17 protein-coding genes are annotated in these 19778 nt (G+C 36.2%); 11 read left to right on the top strand and 6 right to left on the bottom strand.

Going from position 1 to position 19778, the window contains the following annotated elements; translation table 11 throughout:
- Nucleotides 1-270: 270 nt before the first annotated feature.
- Both M2372_RS13150 and M2372_RS13145 read left to right on the top strand, forming a co-directional pair.
- On the top strand, nt 271-987 hold the full coding sequence (locus M2372_RS13150) for a pseudouridine synthase (RefSeq protein WP_115968244.1): 717 nt from the start codon (nt 271-273) through the stop codon (nt 985-987).
- Nucleotides 988-1195: 208 nt separating this feature from the next.
- A complete protein-coding gene (locus tag M2372_RS13145; RefSeq protein WP_123320401.1) occupies nt 1196-2233 on the top strand; it encodes a quinone-dependent dihydroorotate dehydrogenase in 1038 nt (345 codons plus the stop codon).
- Between the two features lie 208 nt (nt 2234-2441).
- Here the strand turns inward: M2372_RS13145 and M2372_RS13140 are convergent, their stop codons facing one another.
- Both M2372_RS13140 and M2372_RS13135 read right to left on the bottom strand, forming a co-directional pair.
- Nucleotides 2442-3335 (bottom strand): hypothetical protein, encoded by an 894-nt coding sequence (locus M2372_RS13140; RefSeq protein WP_123320402.1) that lies wholly within the window; start codon nt 3333-3335, stop codon nt 2442-2444.
- A gap of 15 nt (nt 3336-3350) precedes the next feature.
- Nucleotides 3351-4595 carry a DUF445 domain-containing protein gene (locus tag M2372_RS13135; protein WP_123320624.1) on the bottom strand — a complete coding sequence of 415 codons (1245 nt, stop codon included), beginning with the start codon at nt 4593-4595 and terminating at the stop codon, nt 3351-3353.
- Between the two features lie 106 nt (nt 4596-4701).
- Here M2372_RS13135 and msrB point away from each other — a divergent pair, with 106 nt between their 5' ends.
- The 4 genes from msrB (at nt 4702) to M2372_RS13115 (ending at nt 7012) form a co-directional block, all read left to right on the top strand.
- On the top strand, nt 4702-5229 hold the full coding sequence (msrB, locus tag M2372_RS13130; protein WP_123320403.1) for a peptide-methionine (R)-S-oxide reductase MsrB: 528 nt from the start codon (nt 4702-4704) through the stop codon (nt 5227-5229).
- Nucleotides 5230-5249: 20 nt separating this feature from the next.
- Nucleotides 5250-5636 carry a hypothetical protein gene (locus M2372_RS13125; protein ID WP_148060794.1) on the top strand — a complete coding sequence of 129 codons (387 nt, stop codon included), beginning with the start codon at nt 5250-5252 and terminating at the stop codon, nt 5634-5636.
- Nucleotides 5637-5734: 98 nt separating this feature from the next.
- Nucleotides 5735-6493: a murein L,D-transpeptidase catalytic domain family protein gene (locus M2372_RS13120; RefSeq protein WP_123320405.1), complete on the top strand. Its 759-nt coding sequence runs from the start codon at nt 5735-5737 to the stop codon at nt 6491-6493.
- Between the two features lie 90 nt (nt 6494-6583).
- Complete coding sequence (locus tag M2372_RS13115; protein WP_123320406.1) at nt 6584-7012, top strand: hypothetical protein; 429 nt, start codon at nt 6584-6586, stop codon at nt 7010-7012.
- Nucleotides 7013-7097: 85 nt separating this feature from the next.
- Here M2372_RS13115 and fabF read toward each other — a convergent pair whose 3' ends face one another.
- From fabF to M2372_RS13095, 4 genes are all read right to left on the bottom strand, one after another.
- On the bottom strand, nt 7098-8339 hold the full coding sequence (gene fabF / locus M2372_RS13110) for a beta-ketoacyl-ACP synthase II (protein ID WP_123320407.1): 1242 nt from the start codon (nt 8337-8339) through the stop codon (nt 7098-7100).
- Nucleotides 8340-8529: 190 nt separating this feature from the next.
- Nucleotides 8530-9798, bottom strand: coding sequence for an acetyl-CoA C-acetyltransferase (locus tag M2372_RS13105; protein WP_123320408.1), 1269 nt, complete (start codon nt 9796-9798; stop codon nt 8530-8532).
- A gap of 11 nt (nt 9799-9809) precedes the next feature.
- Nucleotides 9810-10415: a TetR/AcrR family transcriptional regulator gene (locus tag M2372_RS13100; protein ID WP_123320409.1), complete on the bottom strand. Its 606-nt coding sequence runs from the start codon at nt 10413-10415 to the stop codon at nt 9810-9812.
- Nucleotides 10416-10533: 118 nt separating this feature from the next.
- The gene (locus M2372_RS13095; protein ID WP_123320410.1) at nt 10534-10950 is read right to left on the bottom strand and encodes an OsmC family protein; all 417 of its coding nucleotides are present in this window, start codon (nt 10948-10950) and stop codon (nt 10534-10536) included.
- A gap of 299 nt (nt 10951-11249) precedes the next feature.
- Here M2372_RS13095 and M2372_RS13090 point away from each other — a divergent pair, with 299 nt between their 5' ends.
- The 5 genes from M2372_RS13090 (at nt 11250) to M2372_RS13070 (ending at nt 19770) form a co-directional block, all read left to right on the top strand.
- Entirely contained in the window at nt 11250-12242 is a 993-nt protein-coding gene (locus tag M2372_RS13090; protein WP_123320411.1) for a glycosyl hydrolase family 18 protein, read from the top strand.
- 223 nt (nt 12243-12465) lie between these two features.
- Entirely contained in the window at nt 12466-13344 is an 879-nt protein-coding gene (locus M2372_RS13085; protein WP_115968226.1) for an AraC family transcriptional regulator, read from the top strand.
- 363 nt (nt 13345-13707) lie between these two features.
- A complete protein-coding gene (locus tag M2372_RS13080) occupies nt 13708-16668 on the top strand; it encodes a SusC/RagA family TonB-linked outer membrane protein (RefSeq protein ID WP_123320412.1) in 2961 nt (986 codons plus the stop codon).
- A gap of 15 nt (nt 16669-16683) precedes the next feature.
- Complete coding sequence (locus tag M2372_RS13075) at nt 16684-18321, top strand: SusD/RagB family nutrient-binding outer membrane lipoprotein (protein WP_123320413.1); 1638 nt, start codon at nt 16684-16686, stop codon at nt 18319-18321.
- 150 nt (nt 18322-18471) lie between these two features.
- A complete protein-coding gene (locus M2372_RS13070; RefSeq protein WP_123320414.1) occupies nt 18472-19770 on the top strand; it encodes an MFS transporter in 1299 nt (432 codons plus the stop codon).
- Nucleotides 19771-19778 lie beyond the last annotated feature (8 nt).

The raw sequence follows: 19778 nt of genomic DNA, 5'->3' as shown, positions 1-19778 counted from the left end.
ATTATAAACAATTAAAAAAAAAAAAAAAATTTATTTTATTTTTTTTTATATAAAATCCTCCCCCGTCACCCTGCTTCCCAATATCTTTTTTAACCGCCCCCCCCCCCCCCCCCCCCGAAACTGAGAAAAGAGCTCAGACATACCGCTCAATCAGGGCTATTGATCCCTGGCTGTTGCCAAAACAAATTAGGTTTAAAACAATAATTATCTGTTAAGACTTTAAGCTTCTCACTGAGACAAGAATCAGTAGAAAATCTATACTTTTGCACCATGTTAGAAATTCTTTATCGTGACGAGAATATTATTGCCATCAATAAACCCAGCGGATTACTGGTTCATAAATCCTTTTATGCCGGAGAAGCTGATACCTATGCTATTCAGGAGTTAAGAAACCAGATTGGACAAAAAGTTTATCCTGTACATCGCTTAGACCGTAAAACTTCGGGGGTTTTGTTGTTTACCTTAGATAAAGATACGCTCAGAATAATGAGCGAACAGTTTGCATCACGCGAAGTGGAGAAGAAATATCTGGCAATTCTTCGTGGCTGGACAAAAGAAGAAGAAACGATCGATTATGACTTGGTTAATGAAAATGAAGTCACGCAAAATGCAGTTACCTACTATTCTCGTTTGCAGACTTCTGAAATAGATTTACCCTTTTTAAAGCATCAGACTTCTAGATATTGTTTGGTAGAAGCCATTCCTGAAACAGGGAGATTTCATCAGTTGAGAAAACATTTTAAACATATTCTGCATCCTATTTTAGGGTGTAGGAAACACGGGTGCAATAAACAAAATAAATTGTGGCTTCAAACATTTGATATCAACAAAATGACGCTTCATGCTCATCAATTGATTTTTAATCATCCAATCACCAACGAAAAAATAATTGTGAACGCTACTATTGATGAAGAGTTTAAAAGAGTAGGAGATATTCTGAAATTTGATTTAAGTTCATACTCTAAACCCAAAGACTTTATTGAATAAGCCTTCTGTATTAAAGGGAAAATTTCTGGGGAATATCCTTGTCAAGGTTTTAAACCTTGACAAGGATATTAGAAGTACAACTTAAAAAAACATCTTGTCGAATGTTGTATTCCTTATAGATACTATAGATAAAAAACATTTTGATAAAATATCATAGGTTAATCCATGATTAATTTTAAAATGAGTAATTTTGTAAAACTTTTTTTCAATGTACAAATCGCTCATTCGTCCGATTCTTTTCAAATGTGATCCTGAAGAAGTACACCACTTTACTTTTTCGATGCTAAAGAATTTTGGATTTATTACTAAATTATTTTTCCCCAAACCTATTGAAGACAAACGTCTGGAAAGAGAAGTTTTCGGATTAAAATTTAAAAATCCTGTAGGACTCGCTGCCGGTTTTGATAAAAATGCTGTTTTGTTCAACGAATTGGGCGACCTGGGTTTCGGTTTTGTAGAAATCGGAACGGTAACCCCAAGAGCTCAGGCTGGAAATCCTAAGAAAAGATTATTCCGTCTTATTGAAGATGGAGGGATAATCAACAGAATGGGCTTCAACAATGATGGCCTTCAGGCTGCGATCGAAAAACTGAAATCCAACAAAGGAAAGATAATCATCGGTGGAAACATCGGAAAAAATACAGATACAAAGCCTGAAAACTATACTCAGGATTATCTGGACTGTTTTGAAGGCCTGCATCCCCATGTAGATTATTTTGTACTCAATGTAAGCTGTCCGAATGTAGGTAGCCACGCCAAACTGGAAGATGTGGAATACCTTCGTGAACTGATTACAGAAGTAAAGAAAATCAACCAGTCAAAATCTGTACAGAAACCAATACTGCTTAAAATTGCTCCGGATCTTAATAATGCTCAGCTGGATGAAATTGTTGATCTGATTGCAGAAACTAAAATAGATGGAGTAATTGTTTCCAATACCTCAGTCAATAGGGAAGGATTGAAAACCTCTCCTGAAGTTTTAGAACAGATAGGAAACGGAGGATTAAGCGGAAAGCCTATTCGTGAGAGAAGCACAAAAATGATCAAATACCTTTCAGATAAAAGCAACAGAGCATTTCCAATCATTGGAGTAGGAGGAATTCACTCAGCAAAAGATGCTATCGAAAAGCTAGATGCCGGGGCAAGCCTGGTTCAGTTATACACCGGATTTATCTATGAAGGCCCGGAATTGATTAACGAAATCAATAAAGAGATTTTAAAAAGAGCAAGCAGATTGCCAAGATAAATATAGAGAGACCATCCGGTCTCTTTTTTGTTTTAGCCACGAATGCACAAATTTTTTATTTGCGCATTTACAAAAAATAAATAGACTATAGTTTAGCTTAATTTTAAAAGTAATGTTTTTATATACGCTTACAACAAATAGCATTCATAAAAATTCATGAATTAGTGGCAATAAAAAAATAGATTAAGTGGGTTCAAATAGAACCCTTTTATTTTGACTTTGTTACAGTAGCATTTTTAATATCAACAGTGAGTGTATAAGCTGGAGAAGAATCCGATTTACCGACTTTATATATTATCGTTTTACCATCCCTTGATTTTGTCTTGGTGGTGTCATAAATGTTTTCCATGCAGCTTTCGGTAAGAAATTCTTCATAGCGTTTATAGTTCCAGTCTTTGGTAAAATAAAGAATCCTGTAGCCTTTCTCACCTTCACTGGCGCCGCATCTTCCACAGGCATTAAGGTTTGATGAATGTTCAAAATACAGTAAAACCCTGTTCCCTTTTTCTCCGGAAACATAAGAAATCAGCTCATTTCCGCCATATAAATTAATAAAATCAAAGGTGTTGATTCTTTTATTACCGGGTAAGATCAAATAATTATTGTAGCGATAGATCATATCATTACCGGTGAATAATTTGGCAGATTGAGCTTTAGCTTTATTTTCTAAATAAAAACTTCCTGAAATAGGATTTTCACGGGTTTCGTCCTGTCCAAATAAAATGGTTTCCTTCGGACTAAAAGTTTTCGCAATTTCCACTGCTTTTTCTACATCCTGTGGTGAGTTGATCCTGTCTTTAAACTGTTTAGAAATGTGTTGATGCTTAGATCCAAAATTATATAATAACAGTTTACCATAATCATAAAGCCCTGTTAGAGGAATTTTCTTCTGATATTTATCGTAATAATACCAGCCGTCTATAAAATGCTGGTATAAGTTGCAGTCTGGAATACCATTATAATGAAGCTGCAGGGTAACAGGAACTCCAACAATTTCTCCCTTAAAGATCTGAGAAGAGTCGGTGATCTGTTTTAATTCAACCTTTTGACAAAAAAAGAAGGTTAGGGAAAAGAATAGGAATAGGGAAAAAGCTTTTTTCATGGTTGGGATCAGTTTTTAGAGGAAAAAGTGAGCAATAGTATAGATAATAAGGCCTACCAAACCACCTACCAGGGTTCCATTCACACGGATGAACTGAAGGTCTTTTCCTACTTCCAGTTCCATTTTTTCGCTTAATTCCTTACCCTGCCAGTTTCCTACAGTGGTACTGATGAGGTTTCCGAATTGATGGGTGTTTTTCAGAATATATTTATAGGCTGTTACCCGAACCCAATGATCAATTTTATTCTGAAGGTTTTCATCAGTTTTTAAATTTTGCGAAAACTCGTTCAGGTTTTTAGAAAGATAATTTTTCAAGGCAGAATGGTCCTCATGAAGTTCTTTCATTAGTGTTTTCTTGATGGAAACCCAAATGTCATTAGAGTATTCATCAAGCTTATCATTTTTAAGGAGTCCTTTTTTAATAGTTTTAAATTCTTCATCCCATTTTGGATCTTCCTTAAGGTCAACCGAAAATTCATGAATTTTTTGAGTGATTAAACCTCTTACTTCATGTTCCGGATTTTCTTCTATTTCTTTGAAAAAATCAGACAGTCCGTCTGTAATCTTATCCGCAATTTTATTATCAACAAAAGACGGGATGAAAGTATAACTTCCTTTCTTTACCCGATCTTTAATCATTTCATCATTTTGAATAATATATTCTTTGATCTGTTTTGAAAGATTGGTGATAATCCGCTGATGGTCATTTTTTTCCAGAATATAATGGATCCCGTTGCCTACTACTTTGTTAAGTTTGATATCATCCGTCATATCAGAAACCTTTTTACTGATGAATTGGCTCACAGTAGAATCATCAAGCTTATTGAGAATATCAAGCACAATATCTGACAGGTTTCGGATCAGAATATCCTGATTTTTTTCTTTGGCAAGCCATTCCCCGGCAAAACCTGAAACTTTGATTTTTTGAATGTATGGGCGGATATTCTGAGGGGAAAGAAAATTACTCACTACGAAGCTTCCGAGGTTATCGCCCAATCTTTGCTTACTGTTTTCAATCAGGTTGGTGTGAGGAATCGGTAGCCCAAGTGGATGACGGAATAGGGCGGTAACTGCAAACCAGTCGGCCAAAGCACCTACCATGGCAGCTTCAGCAAAAGCGCGTACATATCCTATCCAATGGGAAGAATTGGACTTCTGCATAATGGTTGTCACAATGAAAATAAGGGCCATCAGAACAAATAGTCCTGTAGCAAATGCCTTATATTTTCTTAGCTGTTTTCTTTTTGCTTCGTCATTCATATTCTCAAATTTACTAAATTTGGTTATGAAAACCATTTAATGTGAATAAAGCTTTTTAGTACAAAACGTATAAAAGTTTTTTATCCTTTAAAAGTTAAAATTTACGATGAAATTTTTAATTTCAGCTCTTATATTAATTGTTCTGCAAGGATGTACGCAGAAACAGCAACCTATTAAAATTACTTCTATGGAAAATACAGAAGCAAAAAACAATCCATATTACTCAAGAACCGATACCACAAAACTGAATATCTCCAATGAAGAATGGAAGAAAATCTTAGCTCCGGATCTTTACGCAATCTCAAGAGAAGCTGCTACAGAAAGGGCTTTTACAGGGAGATATAATGAATTTGATGAGATAGGAGATTATTATTGTGCTGTTTGTGGGAATCATTTATTCCGCTCTACTTCAAAATTTGCCAGCAGTTGTGGATGGCCAAGTTTCTTCGAAGCAGACAAAGAGGGTGTATATTACAAAAGGGATCAGACCTATGGAATGGAAAGAGTAGAGGTGCTTTGCAAGAGGTGTGATTCTCACTTGGGACATGTATTTGATGATGGCCCAAAGCCCACCGGTTTGAGGTATTGCATGAATTCCATCAGCCTTGAATTTGTTTCAGATTCAGAAAAATAAAATCGTTGTATTTCATTGCCATGAAAGGACTGAACTTAGAAAAGAGAAAACGGATCTGGATTGTTTTGTCGGATCTATATCTTGATACAGAGCTTCAGGAGTCTGATTTCAAATATATGGCAGAAACTTTTTTTGAAAACCCTTTTACTTTTGAAGAAATCAAAGAAATTGACCAATATGAAGTGTTTCCGGTCTTCTTTTCAAACCTTTTGATTCCTGCAGGAGAATGGGCTGGGTTTGACGAATTGGTATTGGTTAAAAATATTATGAAATGGATTGAAACGAGAAATAAGCTGGATATTTTTGCTGTCAAATGTCTTTATCCCATTTATGATAAGATAAATAGGAGTTATTGGAAAAGGATAGAAGATATTTATAACCAGATAGATGGAGGGCTTCTCCGTTAAAGTTTCTTAAATTCAGTTAAACTTTGTAGACTTATAAGTGGCTGATAGCGATGTTTTTATAATTTTGCCCCACTAATTTGGAACTAATATATTATTGAATGAAAGGATTTTATGGCGTAATAGGCCTTATTTACATGGTGACGACCTCTTTCTACATTTCTCCAAGAGCGGTGGTAAAGAATGAAAATATCACCACAAAAAAGACAGAAAGAGTAACTGGCACGAAATCTGAGAAGAATACTATTGTAGCTGTATCTTCATCAGAAGCTTTATACCAGTCAATTGAATTTGATCCTGAACATGAACTGAACTATGAAGTGTTCTCTAAAGCATTAACAGGATTTGAAAACTTAAAGAAAGCAGGATTACTTACTGGCGAGTCGCATTTATTAACTGTTTGCGATTTTTCTATGTCCTCCAATACCAAAAGACTTTGGATCATTGATCTTAACGACAAAAAAGTATTGTTCAACTCATTGGTTGCGCACGGTAAAAATACAGGCGAAGAATTTGCTACGAATTTTTCTAATACGGAAAGTTCGCGGCAGAGCAGCATGGGATTTTATATCACAGATGCAACTTATCAGGGAGACAACGGATACTCATTGAGATTATTGGGAATGGATAAAGGATTCAATGATGCAGCGTATAAAAGAGCTATCGTAATGCATGGGGCAGATTATGTAAGTGATGCATTTGCAACGATACACAAAAGAATCGGAAGAAGCTGGGGGTGTCCCGCAGTACCGAGAGAGCTGTCACAATCAATGATCAATACGATAAAAGGGAGAAATTTATTATTCATCTATTATCCCGATCAGAATTACCTTTCCTCCTCAGAATGGTTAAAAGCATAAAAAAAGCAGTCAGGTTTGACTGCTTTTTAATTTTTGAATACATTTATCATCTGATCCCTTATCAAAACCTTAACAGTAATTATTGGATTTATGAATACAGAATATAAAAATGACCAAAATGTGGATGTGCCACCAGAAATTTCACCAGGGTTTGTCCCTGCTATAAGATTAGTGAGTAACATTGACGGATCATGTAGTTTTGAAGAGGGAACAATGCCAACTTTGGCCCACATTAATGCTGGTGTATTCTGGATCAGTAATCAAACTGAAGAATGGGAAAAGAAAACCCATGTTGCTCCCCGTAAACAATATGTCGTTACGATTAAAGGGACTGTCAGATTTAAGGTTACTGACGGGTCAACATTTGTCATTGAACCAGGTATTATTCTTTTAGCAGAAGATATTGAAGGAGAGGGGCACAGCTGGGATATGATAGACTCTGAAGAGTGGACAAGACTGTATATTCCAATGGCAGAAAATTCAGATGATTTTTTCACTCCAGCCACTAGAGTACTTTAGGCTATTGATATCTGCCCTATCCATTTAAAATTAAAAATCCCCATACATTGAGGCATGGGGATTAAAATTTATCTTTATTTCAGGATTAGCTGAACTTCTTAAATACAACCGTTGCATTATGTCCGCCAAATCCAAAGGCATTACTCAATGCAAAATTGATATTCTTTTCCTTAGCTTCTCCAAATACAATATTAATATCATTAGGAATGTTCTCATCAATACTGTGAAGATTGATGGTTGGCGGAATGATACCATTCTGAATAGCCTTAATAGAAAGGATTGCTTCAACGGCTCCTGCAGCACCTAATAAATGCCCGGTCATTGATTTGGTAGCACTGATATCAAGGTTTTTATTTCCTTTGAATGCTTTATTGATTGCTTTTAATTCAATTAAGTCTCCCAATGGGGTAGAAGTGGCATGTGGATTAATATAATCAATATCTTCCATATTAATACCTGCTTCTTTTACAGCCAATTGCATAGCTTTGATCGCACCCACTCCTTCAGGATGAGGTGCAGTCATATGGTATGCATCGGCAGTCATCGCTGCTCCGGCTAATTCGGCATAAATTTTTGCGCCTCTTGCTACGGCATGTTCATATTCTTCAAGGACTAATGCACCTGCACCTTCACCCATTACAAAACCGTCTCTTTCTGCATCGTAAGGACGGCTGGCTGTAGCAAAGTCATCGTTTCTTGTAGACATGGCTTTCATAATGGAGAAACCTCCTATTGAAGCCGGAGTAATAGCTGCTTCAGAACCACCACTGATGATTACTTTTGCTTTTCCCAGGCGGATATAATTAAAAGCATCCATCAATGCTGTATTTCCTGTTGCGCAGGCAGAAACGGTTGTATAATTAATTCCCTGAAGTCCATATTTCATGGAGATCATTCCTGAAGCCATATTGGCAATAAACTTAGGGACAAAAAACGGGTTAAAACGTGGGGTACCATCACCATGTGCAAAATCCATCACTTCCTTTTCAAAAGTCCACATTCCGCCTTGTCCTGTTCCCCAGATCACTCCAGAATCGAAAGGATCCATATTTTCAAGCTCTAAACCGGAATCCTGTATTGCTTCTGCTGAAGCATACATGGCATATTGTGTAAAAAGGTCACTTCTTTTGATTTCGTTGTGGGTAAGATGCAGTTTTGGATCAAAACCTTTTACCTCACATGCAAAGTGTACCTTAAATTTTTCTGAATCGAAATGAGTGATTAACCCTGCTCCGCTAGCTCCGTTAATACTGTTGTGCCAAAAGTCTTCGACATTATTTCCCAAGGGTGTCACTGCTCCCAATCCTGTAATGACAACTCTTTTCATATTAGTTATTATTTAAAACTGATTAGATTTTTCATGAGGTAAAGTCTTTTTACCCATGCTTCATTTCACTGCTTTTCTTTATCATTCTGTTTTCCGTTTGCAATATTATCATTTTTCTTTCGCTACAGACGAATAATAAGGTGTATTATTTATAGCATAATGAATGTTTTTATGTAAAAGCAGCTGTAAACTACTTTTCTAAGATCATTGTTATCCCCTGTCCACGAGCTGCACAGATGGAAATAAATCCTTTTCCACTACCTTTTTCATTCAGAAGTTTGGCTAAGGTAGCTATAATTCTTCCGCCTGTTGCTGCAAAAGGATGGGCTGCTGCAAGACTTCCGCCTTTTATATTGAGTTTACTTCTGTCGATTTTGCCAAGTGCTTTTTCCAATCCGAACTGTTTAGCCAGATCATCATTTTCCCAGATTTTAATGGTGGCCAGTACTTGAGCAGCAAAAGCTTCATGAATTTCGTAATAGTCAAAGTCATCCAGGTTCATTCCTGCTTTCTTCAACATTCTTTCAGCGGCAAAAACAGGAGCTAATAATAGGTTCTGTTTGTTTTCAACATATTCTATACCGGCAAGCTCTGAAAATGTAATATAAGCCAGAACAGGAAGATTATTGGTTTTTGCCCACTCTTCACTTGCCAATAAAACTGCTGAAGCACCATCCGTAAAAGGTGTTGAATTTCCGGCTGTTAAAGTTCCGTTCTGTTTATCAAAAGCCGGTTTTAACTGAGATAACTTTTCAAGACTGGTATCACGGCGGAGGTTGTTGTCTTTATCCAGGCCATAGGCAGGAGTTATCATATCATCAAAAAATCCTTCATCATAAGCTTTTGCCATGTTCTGATGACTTTTAAAAGCCAAATCATCCTGATCTTCTCTGGAAATTTTATAATATTTTGCTGTGATTTCGGTATGTTCACCCATCACCAGACCTGTTTTGGGTTCCTGCCCTTTGTAAGGGATGGGCATCCAATCTTTCAGTTTGGGGCTTAGAAGCTGTTTTATTTTCCCGAATGCAGATTTTTCTTTATTCGCTTTTAAAAGGGCTTTTCTTAGGCTGGGAGAAGATTCAAAAGGGATGTTGCTCATGGCTTCGACACCACAGGCAATACCACTTTCTATTTGTCCGAGAGCAATTTTATTTCCGATATAAATAGCGGCTTCAATTCCGGTATCACAGGCCTGTTGCAGATCACAGGCAGGAGTTGCAGGATTCAGTGAAGTGTTCATTACGGTTTCTCTGATGAGGTTGCTTTCAGAGATGTGCTTGATGACAGCGCCACCGGCAACTTCTCCTAGTAATTTACCTTGTAACTGATAGCGGTCTATCAATCCGTTCATAGCAGCAAAGAGAAGATCTTGGTTACCCTTTTCGGAATAGGCGGTATTCATTCTGGCAAATGGGATTCTGTTGTATCCTACAATGGCCACTTTTTTTGTTTCCATATTGTGAAAATTTATGATGGAAGAATTATGAGTTCGTGATCAATCATATCCTTGACCTTATCCAGTGCCTGGTTCAGGAATCGTTCCTCATCCATCGTTTTTGAAAGGAGAATTCCTCCCTCAATAAGCATGATAAACAGAGAAGCGTACTCATCGGCATTTACTGAGACGTTCAATTCCCCGTTTTTTTGACCCTGAGCAATAACTGAAGCAATTTTTTCAGTCCATAATGTGAATGATTTCTGAACGTATTGTTTAAGTATAGGAAAAGAATCATCGGCTTCTGTAGCAGCATTCATTAAAGGGCAGCCACCATTTGAAAATACGGAACGCCAGTTTTTACGGTAGAAAGATACAAAAGCATGGAGCTTATCCGTTGACGTAGGATATTGTTCTCCAAGAGAGTAATTCATTACCTTGCTCAACAGTCCTGCATTATATTTATACACTTCAATAGCTACCTGATCCTTGTTTTCAAAGTTTCCGTAAATGCTTCCTTTGGTCAAACCTGTTGCCTGGGTAATATCCGAAAGGGATGTAGCGCCATAGCCTTTGGTATTGAATAAAGTTGCTGTTTTCTCGATGATAAATTGTTTTGTCTTTTCTGCCTTTGACATTTTAAGTGCTTAAATATAATGCAAATATACAAAAATATACCATTTGGTATATTTTATTTTAAAACGAAGTCTGAGATTTTATCATAACCCAGACTTCATATTTTTATATGGTAAGCTTTTAAGCTAAAGTAGCATTCAGAGTAATTTCAAAGTTGAATGCTGCGCTTACAGGGCATCCTTCTTCTGCGATCTTCGCATATTTCTGAAACTCTTCATCAGAAATTCCCGGAACTTTTGCAGTAAGGGTTAATTCTGATTTTGTAATTTTTCCAATGTTAGGATCAAGGGTGATGACTGAAGTGGTTGTTAATTCTTCAGGAGTGTAACCCGCCTGGGAAAGTTCAGCACTTAATTTCATGGTAAAACATCCGGCATGGGCAGCGGCCAGCAATTCTTCAGGATTGGTTCCCACCCCATCTGCAAAACGGCTGTTAAAAGAATATTGAGTCTGGTTTAAGGTGGTACTTTGGGTTGTAAGGTGTCCCTTTCCTTCTTTAATGGTACCGTTCCAAACGGCTGTTGCGTTACGTCTCATACTGTAGAGTTTTGATTAATATGAATTTATTTTAAAGATACAAAAAAAGTTTTTTAATTATCAAAATCAAGTCGGTTTTGATAATGTATGACATAATCTCTTTTAAATCTGTAAATCAGTTATTTGGTTATATGGGAGTGCGTAAATAATATCGTTTTATGATAAAATAGTATTATATCTGATTGTATATGAAATCTAGATTTGTAAATATTAACAAAAATTGAATTATATAATGGTTGTAAGATGGATTGGTGGAATGATCAATATTTGTTGTAATTAATGATATAAAAATATAAAATATGAAAAACAAAATTAAAAATCCCTTTTTTAAGTTAATGACCTTAATTCTAATATCTTTTAACTTTATGTCCTGTATGGGAGATGGGAGTGAAGTTGATCAACAAAAGGATCCACTTGACGCTATCAGTTATAAAAAATTCAAAATAGTTGGATACTTCAATGGGTTAACGAGAGGGGGAGTGACCCCTGATTATTATAATCTGAGAGATATTCCTGAAGGCATGGATATTGTTAATTTGTTTCATCGTTTTTCAGGACTTTGTAATTTAAAGAGAGGAGAAAGAGTTCCGGGAGCATCCGGTGAAGATGCTAAAACTTTGACTGAGATTATTAATGACATTAAATACCTGAAATCTAAAAAGACAATAGTAGTACAAACTCAGTTTTTAAATGAAATTTTTGAAAACTATAAAGATGAAAAGAAAACAATAAAATTTCAAAATACACCTGAAGATTATGATGCATATGCTAAAAAAGTGTCAGACTCTTTAAATAAATGGGGATTTGATGGGATAGATCTGGATTTAGAGCCGGGGTATTCTACTACCGGGATCAATAACAGCGATTGGGATCTTTATGTACAGGCTTTTGCCAGATACTTTGGCCCGAAATCTAAATCCGGCAAATTGTTAATTATTGATACAAATGTTGGACTGTCAGAATTAAAGCTGTCACAAGAAACACTTACGAAAATTAGTGCTATATATATTCAGGATTACTGGGGCAATGAAGCTTATACTGACGATAAAATTGACGGTTATTTGCAGGCCGGCTTTCCAAAGGATCGGATAATGCTGATTTCTGCAGATTTTGAAGCGGCATATTCTTCTACGAGCAGCAGCCAGGGACCACTCCGTCTAAAACAATATTATACTTCCCCGAAATATCAGTCCAAAGTTGGTGGTTATGGAGCTTATGGATTTAATTTTGATAAGAAACAGGATTATAAGTATTATAAAGAAATGATAACAAAGCTTAAAACTTATTATTAATGGAAATAAATCCTCTATTGTTAATGTTAACAGGTGACTGAAATACATTCCGGAGGACAAAGAAAGCCGTTTCGCAAATTTGTGAAGCGGTTTTCTTTGGTAAGTATGTAATTGTAGTAATTTTTTTATAAAAATAAGCGTAATTTAGTAATTGAAATTATAAATAATAATTATGTGTCTGAATAGCATTGTTGCTATTTTTTAATTTTTCAAAAACCTCTGTATGAGTGAATTAGAAAATATTCTTAGAGAAATAACTCCACTATCTCCTGAAGATAGTTTTCTTGTGTTTGACAGAATTAAAGCCTCTTTTGATTTTCCTTATCATTATCATCCGGAAATTGAAATTAACTTTGTGTACAAAGGAAAAGGATACCGCAGAATGATTGGGGATCATACAGGTGAGATTGGAGATATAGAACTCGTATTGGTAGGCCCGAATTTACCGCATTGCTGGGCAAACTATAAATGTAAGAACCGGAAAACCCACGAAATTACCATACAGTTTAATCAGGATTTTTTCAATCAGTCTATGATGCAGAAAAATATACTGAAACCGATCAATAATCTGATGAAAGATTCAATCCGCGGCATTCTTTTTTCAACGAAGACCGCTGAAAAACTAAAGGACTCGTTTCTCAATCTGTCGAAAATGAACAGTTTTGAATCCTTCATCGAGATTATGAAAATCCTCAATGAGCTGGCCATCGCAGAAGATAAAACACTTTTGTCTTCCTACAGTATTGAGCTTGAAACTTTTGCTGATAATGATAAAATGAAGGCGATCCATGATTTTGTACATAAAAATTTTGAGAATAAAATAACCCTGGATAATGTTGCCTCGTTGGTGAATATGAGCAATGTAACGTTCAACAGATTCATTAAAAAAAGAACAGGAAAAACATTTATCAATTACCTTAATGAGATCAGAATAAGCTATGCGGCCCGTTGGCTGATGGAAAAGAATCTTACTGTTTTTGAAATTGCTTTCGAAGCAGGTTTTAATAATATTGCCAACTTTAATAAAGTCTTTAAATCTATTAAAAAGACGACTCCTACTGAATTCAGAGAACAGTTTAAAGGAGTGAAAAAAATTGAGTAAAGTCCTTTTTAGCTTCAATATATACTTAAATACGATACTGTATTTCTCAATCTAAAATAAAAAATTCTAAGATAATTCTCCTTTTATTGGTTATGCTATTTGTATGTTAATTTACTGATTTATAATCGATTGTGTGGTTTTTTATAAATTCACTGAAAAAATAATATCGTTTTATGATAAAATAGTATTATATCGGGCTGATTACAAAATATAGATTTGTTAATGTGAATTAAATCTTAACAAAACTTTAAATTTTTTGATACATAAACGGCAAAATATTGCTAAAAAAACAATAATTTTTTTTGTATTGAATTATAAAGTAATGTCATTGATTCTCAATTAAATCTAACTAATCTAAACCTTATGAGAAAAGCAGTTATACCGGTTCTATTTGTTTTTTCCCTTTCTGCCACTGCACAGGAAAAAAAAGCGGCCGACACTACGAAGACAACCGATATTCAGGAGGTCGTAGTCACCTCTTTGGGGATTAAAAAGCAGGCCCGCTCTTTGACCTATTCCAGCCAGCAAATTGGAGGGGATGAACTGACAGAAGTGAAAACACCCAATTTTTTAAACTCTATCAGTGGAAAAGTTTCCAATGTACAGATCAATAGAACTAACGGTGTAGGAAGTTCGGTAAGGGTTTTAATGAGAGGTAATAAATCAGCAAGTAGTAGTCAGCCTCTCTATGTAATAGATGGTATTCCCATTATTAACGGGGGTGGAAAATCTGCTGAGGCCAGCCAATATTCTACAATGCCAGACGCAGGAGATGTTTTAAGTTCTATCAATCCGGATGACATTGAAAGCATCAACTTCTTAAAAGGAGCTTCTGCTTCTGCTCTTTATGGCTCTATGGGAGGGAATGGCGTTATCCTGATTACCACTAAAAAAGGAAAAGTAGGTAAAAGCTCTATAAGTTACAATACAAGTTTTACAGTAGATCAAGCATATAGTCTTCCCAAGTTGCAGCATAGTTATCTTTCCTATGATCCTTCAGTTGCTGGCCAAATTCCTGGTTTATCCAATGAAAGCTGGGGTGCGAAAGGAGCTTCCAAAGATTATTTAAAAGACTTTCTGCAAACCGGTACAACTTGGGTTAATAGCCTTTCTTTTCAATCAGGAACCGAAAAATCAACGAATTATTTCTCAATAGGAAATACTACTAATAAAGGGATTATTCCTTCTTCTTATTTCGATCAGTACAATGTCTCTTTTAGAAACTCTAGTAAATATCTGAATGATAAATTAACGTTGGATGCTAATTTTATTGGCTCTATACAAAATAGCATCAATAGACAGACTCCGGGTATTTCTTTCTCCCCTTTAGTGAGTTTATATTGGTTGCCAAGAGGAGTAGATTTTGACCAATATAATAATAGTAACTACTATTATATAGATAAATCGAGATTATTGCCGGGTCAAAACTGGTGGGCTATAGGACCAGACGGAAAATTCAACGGAAATCCTGCAACACAAAACCCTTACTGGATATTAAACAGAGATAAAGTTACTGTTAACAATAAAAACGCATATAGTGCCGTATCACTAGCTTATCAAATAAATCCTTGGTTATCAGCAAGATTAAGAGGGAATTATAGTTGGAATAGTACTGATAGTCAAAGAGGGGTTTCAGCCTATTCAGACCCAAGTCTTATAACGAGCAACGGGACTAATGGAAGATTTCTTCAAAACAAATATGAAAACACATCTACTTACGGAGACGTTTTATTAGTAGGGAGTCCAAAATTAAGTGAGGATATTTCATTAGATTTTACAGTTGGGGGGAGTATCAATACCTCAAGAAATACAGTAACTGAAATTGATAATGCTTATTTGGCGATTCCGAATTTGTTTACAATAAGTAATCTGCAGTGGAATGTGGACAGGGGCGTAGGAGATGGGTTTCATAATATAAGCTACAGTACCAAAAAACAAGTACAGTCAGTTTTTGCAAGTGCATCTTTGGGGTATAAGAATATGTTTTACGTAGATATGACCTTTAGAAATGATTGGGATTCTACTTTAGCTTTAACAGGAACTAACGGATATGATTATGAATCTGTAGGGGTTAACGCTGTCTTATCCTCCATCTTTAAACTCCCTGAAACCATTACTTTTTGGAAAGTAAGAGGGTCTTATGCTACCGTAGGATTAGGATTGCCTGCCAATTTAACAACTGCAACAACCCCATATAATAGTGCTTACGGATATAACGTGGATGCTGGTCAGATTGTAAAACCTAAATACTCACTTGTAACGGATCCTGCTTTCAAAGAATTATTTGTAAAGCCAGAACTTAATAAGACTTTTGAAGCTGGTACTGAGTTAAGATTGTTTAAAAATCGATTAAGTTTTGATATTACCTATTATAACTCAAATGCTTCCAATCAGCTTTTGGCTCTTGATATTTCTTCTAACTTAGGCGGGCTACCTTCCGGTTCCTATTATGTAAACGCCGGAAAAATACGAAATACGGGTTTTGAAGCTTCTTTATCCTACAAGATACTTGATTCAGAAAAATTAGGCTGGACTGCCAATTTAAATGGATCCATGAATAAAAATAAAATTGTAGAATTATTTCCATCGAGTATAAGTGTTCCGGAAAGTCAGCTTCTGGCACTTACGGGTGGTGGTGCTTATACAAAGCTTAAATTAGGCGGATCTTTCGGAGATATCTATGGGGTAAAATTCCTGAGAGATGATCAGGGAAGAATTTTAGTTGATGCACAAGGAAAACCTATGGCAGATAAACAAATTGGTTATTTGGGTAATCCGAATCCTAAATTTATGTTAGGGTTTAATAACTCTTTTAATATTGGAAAATTGGGAATTTCATTTCTGATTGATGGGAAATTTGGAGGCCAGGTTCTGTCTCTAACAGAAAAAGCAAACGATTTGCTTGGGGTAAGTCAGAACAGTGCTTCTGCTAGAGATGCAGGCGGAGTAGCCATCCCGAATGCTGTATATGCACCAGGAACACCAAATGCAGGAGCTGCCTATACTGGGTTAACAGATGCACAAGCTTATTATAAAACGATAGGAGCGAACCAGGAAGGAGCGGGAATTGATGAAGCCTATATCTATAGTGCAACCACTGTAAGGCTGCGCCAGGCATCTATAGGGTATACTTTTGATATCAATTCTAGCTACCTGAGAAATGCGACGGTAAGTTTAGTGGGAACAAATCTATTTTTCTTTTATAAAAAAGCGCCGTTTGATCCCGAACAGGTTTCAGGAAACACACCAGGTGGTGTAGGAGTAGATTCTTTTGGTATACCTATTACCAGATCTATCGGATTATCATTAAAAGCTAACTTCTAAATATACAATACTAAAATGAAAATAATTAATATTAAAACTTATATACTTGGAGTAGCCGTGCTTTTTTCTACCTCCAGTTGTATCGGAGATTTTGAAGAGTTTAATCAGCAGAAAGTTGGAGGTCCGGAAAATTTTTATGCAGACTTTAAGGCAATTGTAGATCCTATGAAAGCCATGCAAAGAGGTTTTCAGTCAGATTATCAGCTAGCGACCAATCTCAATGCAGATATGTTTAGTGGAATGTTTAGTACAGCATCACAGTTTAATGGAGGAACAAATAATCTTACTTATTTAATGATGGATGGCTGGAACAATAGAATCATCGCAAGGCAGCGTGATACTTTTAATAATTCTATTGTCATTGATGACGTGGCAAAAAACAACTATCCCGGAATAGATTTCACTGCAACTTTTGCCGTTAAAAAAATATTGAAAATTCTTACAGCAGCAAGAGTTTCAGATCGTCATGGGCCTGTAGTATATAGTAAATATGATACTCCTAATGCAAATGGGGTTACAGATTTCGATTCTCAACAGGACGCTTACAACAATTTTATTAATGATCTTACCGCTGCTATTTCTGATTTGCAAAAAGTACAAAATACTCCCGCAACCCAGAATGTAGAAGATAAAGCTGTTGTGAAAAGATCAGATTTGATCTATGGTGGAGACATTGCTAAATGGGCAAAATTAGCTAATTCTCTTAAATTGAGATTTGCTTTGCGTATGAGTTACGCTGATCCAGCAAAATCAAAAAAATATGCAGAGGAAGTCTTTGCTTCTTCCGCAGGATTAATATCTGACAATACAGATAATGCATTGATAAGTGTCGGGCAGCACGAATTGAGTTTTATTATCTATTCGTGGGGGGATTGTTCTATAGGTGCACCTATAATGGCTTATATGAACGGATTCAAAGATCCAAGACTTTCTTCGTACGCTAACACAGCAAAAGATCCGGCAACCTTTATAGATGGTAAACCTCAATATATAGGAATTCGCCAAGGTATTGATTTAATAAATGGCCAACCAACCTATGGTGGTTATTCTCAACCTGCAGCAAGAGCTGCTAGTGGAGATTATTTCTCCGGAACTGATGGAAAGTTCAAATTATTTACTGCTGCTGAAACGTGGTTTTTAAAAGCTGAAGCGGCTTTGAGAGGTTACTCAGGTGCAGGGGATGTACAGACTAATTATCAGACTGGTATCGCTCAATCTTTTGGAGAATGGGGGAAAAGTTCTGATGTAGCTAATTATCTTGCAGATAATGTTTCAACAGAAGCTCCTTATATTGATCCTAAAAATGCAGCCAATAATATCCTTGCCGGAGACTCTCAATTAAGTACCATTACAATTGCTTGGAACAACAGTGATTCTAACGAAAAGAAACTTGAAAGAATCATCACTCAAAAATGGTTAGCTCTTTACCCGGATGGCCCTGAAGCATGGGCGGAACAAAGAAGAACAGGATATCCAGTTTTGTTCAAAGTCAGAAAAAATGATAGTGGAGGATTAATTGATACCAATCAGATGATCAGAAGAATTCCGTTCACAAATGATACAAAAAATTCAACTTTTAATTATGCTCAGGCAGTTCAGCAATTAGGCGGCTCGGATAACGGAGCTACCAAATTATGGTGGGATAAAAAGTAATCAATCACTTCAATAATACAGAGACATCTCAGAAGTGATAATCATTCAGGCAGGAGAGTACGTAGGCTTTCCAAAAAATTTATAGTTTCGTTTTTTAGCCGGAATGAGCTTTGAGATGTTCTCTTTTTCTTTAGAATCTTATTTTTAAATATGGGAAAAAATAGCTCCGGAACCCGTCGGATTCAGCCAATTCTCTGGATATCCACCTTATACTTTGCAATGGGAGTACCCTTTGTAACCATTAATGCGGTGTCAGGAATTATGTATAAAGATATGGGCGTTTCGGATTCGAAGATCACATTCTGGACGGCTCTTATTATGTTTTCATGGACGTTGAAGCCTCTTTGGAGCCCTTTTCTGGAGATCTATAAAACCAAAAAGTTCTTCGTTGTTTCTACCCAGTTTGCTATAGGAATTCTGTTTGCCCTGATTGCATTAAGTCTGCCTTTACATGATTTTTTCAAATACAGTATTGCGCTTTTTGCAGTGGTTGCATTTTGTGGGGCTACCCATGATGTAGTAGCAGACGGAACATATATTGGTTTTCTGACCAATAAGGAGCAGGCCAAATATATTGGCTGGCAGGGAGCATTTTATAACCTTGCCAAGATTATCAGCAGTGGAGCTTTAGTCTATGCTGCCGGTATGTTGGAAAAAACAAAAGGAGTTACCCATGCCTGGATGATCATTATGGTGATCTATGCATTATTATTCTTTGTATTAGCCATTTATCATTATCTGATTCTGCCTAAAGAAAATAAAGAAGTACAGAAAGATGAAAAGACTGCCGGAAATGTCCGTAAAGAATTATTGGAAGTCATTACTTCCTTCTTTACCAAGAAGAAAATCTTGTGGTGTATTTTGTTCATTATCCTGTATCGTTTTGCAGAAGGTTTTGCAATAAAGATTGCTCCTTTATTTTTTAAAGCACCAAGAACTTCAGGAGGGCTGGGATTATCAACCTCAGATATTGGACTTATTTACGGTACTTATGGTTCTGCAGCATTTATCCTGGGATCTGTTCTGGCGGGGTATTTTATTTCAGCCCGCGGATTGAAGAAATCATTGATATGGCTGTGTTGTGCATTCAATATTCCATTTGTGGTCTATGCATTACTGGCCTATTATCAGCCGGTTGATCTTTTACCTGTAGGAATTGCTGTGGTGGTAGAGTATTTCGGTTATGGGTTCGGCTTTGTGGGATTAATGCTCTATATGATGCAGCAGATTGCTCCGGGAAAACATAAAACAGCCCATTATGCGTTTGCAACAGGAATTATGAATCTTGGAGTAATGATTCCGGGAATGTTTAGCGGAATGATCAGTGACTGGATCGGGTACAAAATGTTCTTTATCTGGGTACTGGTTGCTACAATTCCTGCATTTCTTGTAACCTTATTTGTTCCTTTTCCTTATTCGGAAAATCAGAAAGAAGAACCAATCAATTAATAAACAAA

The organism is Chryseobacterium sp. BIGb0232 (genome assembly GCF_024810195.1).
Lineage (GTDB): Bacteria > Bacteroidota > Bacteroidia > Flavobacteriales > Weeksellaceae > Chryseobacterium > Chryseobacterium pennae.
Note: the sequence above shows the minus strand (reverse complement) of the source record. Positions and strands in the feature narration are given on the sequence as shown.

Coding starts and splice junctions, on each gene's coding strand:
- M2372_RS13150 (WP_115968244.1), top strand. CDS start 271: ATGTTAGAAATTCTTTATCGTGACGAGAATATTATTGCCATCAATAAA.
- M2372_RS13145 (WP_123320401.1), top strand. CDS start 1,196: ATGTACAAATCGCTCATTCGTCCGATTCTTTTCAAATGTGATCCTGAA.
- M2372_RS13140 (WP_123320402.1), bottom strand. CDS start 3,335: ATGAAAAAAGCTTTTTCCCTATTCCTATTCTTTTCCCTAACCTTCTTT.
- M2372_RS13135 (WP_123320624.1), bottom strand. CDS start 4,595: ATGAATGACGAAGCAAAAAGAAAACAGCTAAGAAAATATAAGGCATTT.
- msrB (WP_123320403.1), top strand. CDS start 4,702: ATGAAATTTTTAATTTCAGCTCTTATATTAATTGTTCTGCAAGGATGT.
- M2372_RS13125 (WP_148060794.1), top strand. CDS start 5,250: ATGAAAGGACTGAACTTAGAAAAGAGAAAACGGATCTGGATTGTTTTG.
- M2372_RS13120 (WP_123320405.1), top strand. CDS start 5,735: ATGAAAGGATTTTATGGCGTAATAGGCCTTATTTACATGGTGACGACC.
- M2372_RS13115 (WP_123320406.1), top strand. CDS start 6,584: ATGAATACAGAATATAAAAATGACCAAAATGTGGATGTGCCACCAGAA.
- fabF (WP_123320407.1), bottom strand. CDS start 8,339: ATGAAAAGAGTTGTCATTACAGGATTGGGAGCAGTGACACCCTTGGGA.
- M2372_RS13105 (WP_123320408.1), bottom strand. CDS start 9,798: ATGGAAACAAAAAAAGTGGCCATTGTAGGATACAACAGAATCCCATTT.
- M2372_RS13100 (WP_123320409.1), bottom strand. CDS start 10,415: ATGTCAAAGGCAGAAAAGACAAAACAATTTATCATCGAGAAAACAGCA.
- M2372_RS13095 (WP_123320410.1), bottom strand. CDS start 10,950: ATGAGACGTAACGCAACAGCCGTTTGGAACGGTACCATTAAAGAAGGA.
- M2372_RS13090 (WP_123320411.1), top strand. CDS start 11,250: ATGAAAAACAAAATTAAAAATCCCTTTTTTAAGTTAATGACCTTAATT.
- M2372_RS13085 (WP_115968226.1), top strand. CDS start 12,466: ATGAGTGAATTAGAAAATATTCTTAGAGAAATAACTCCACTATCTCCT.
- M2372_RS13080 (WP_123320412.1), top strand. CDS start 13,708: ATGAGAAAAGCAGTTATACCGGTTCTATTTGTTTTTTCCCTTTCTGCC.
- M2372_RS13075 (WP_123320413.1), top strand. CDS start 16,684: ATGAAAATAATTAATATTAAAACTTATATACTTGGAGTAGCCGTGCTT.
- M2372_RS13070 (WP_123320414.1), top strand. CDS start 18,472: ATGGGAAAAAATAGCTCCGGAACCCGTCGGATTCAGCCAATTCTCTGG.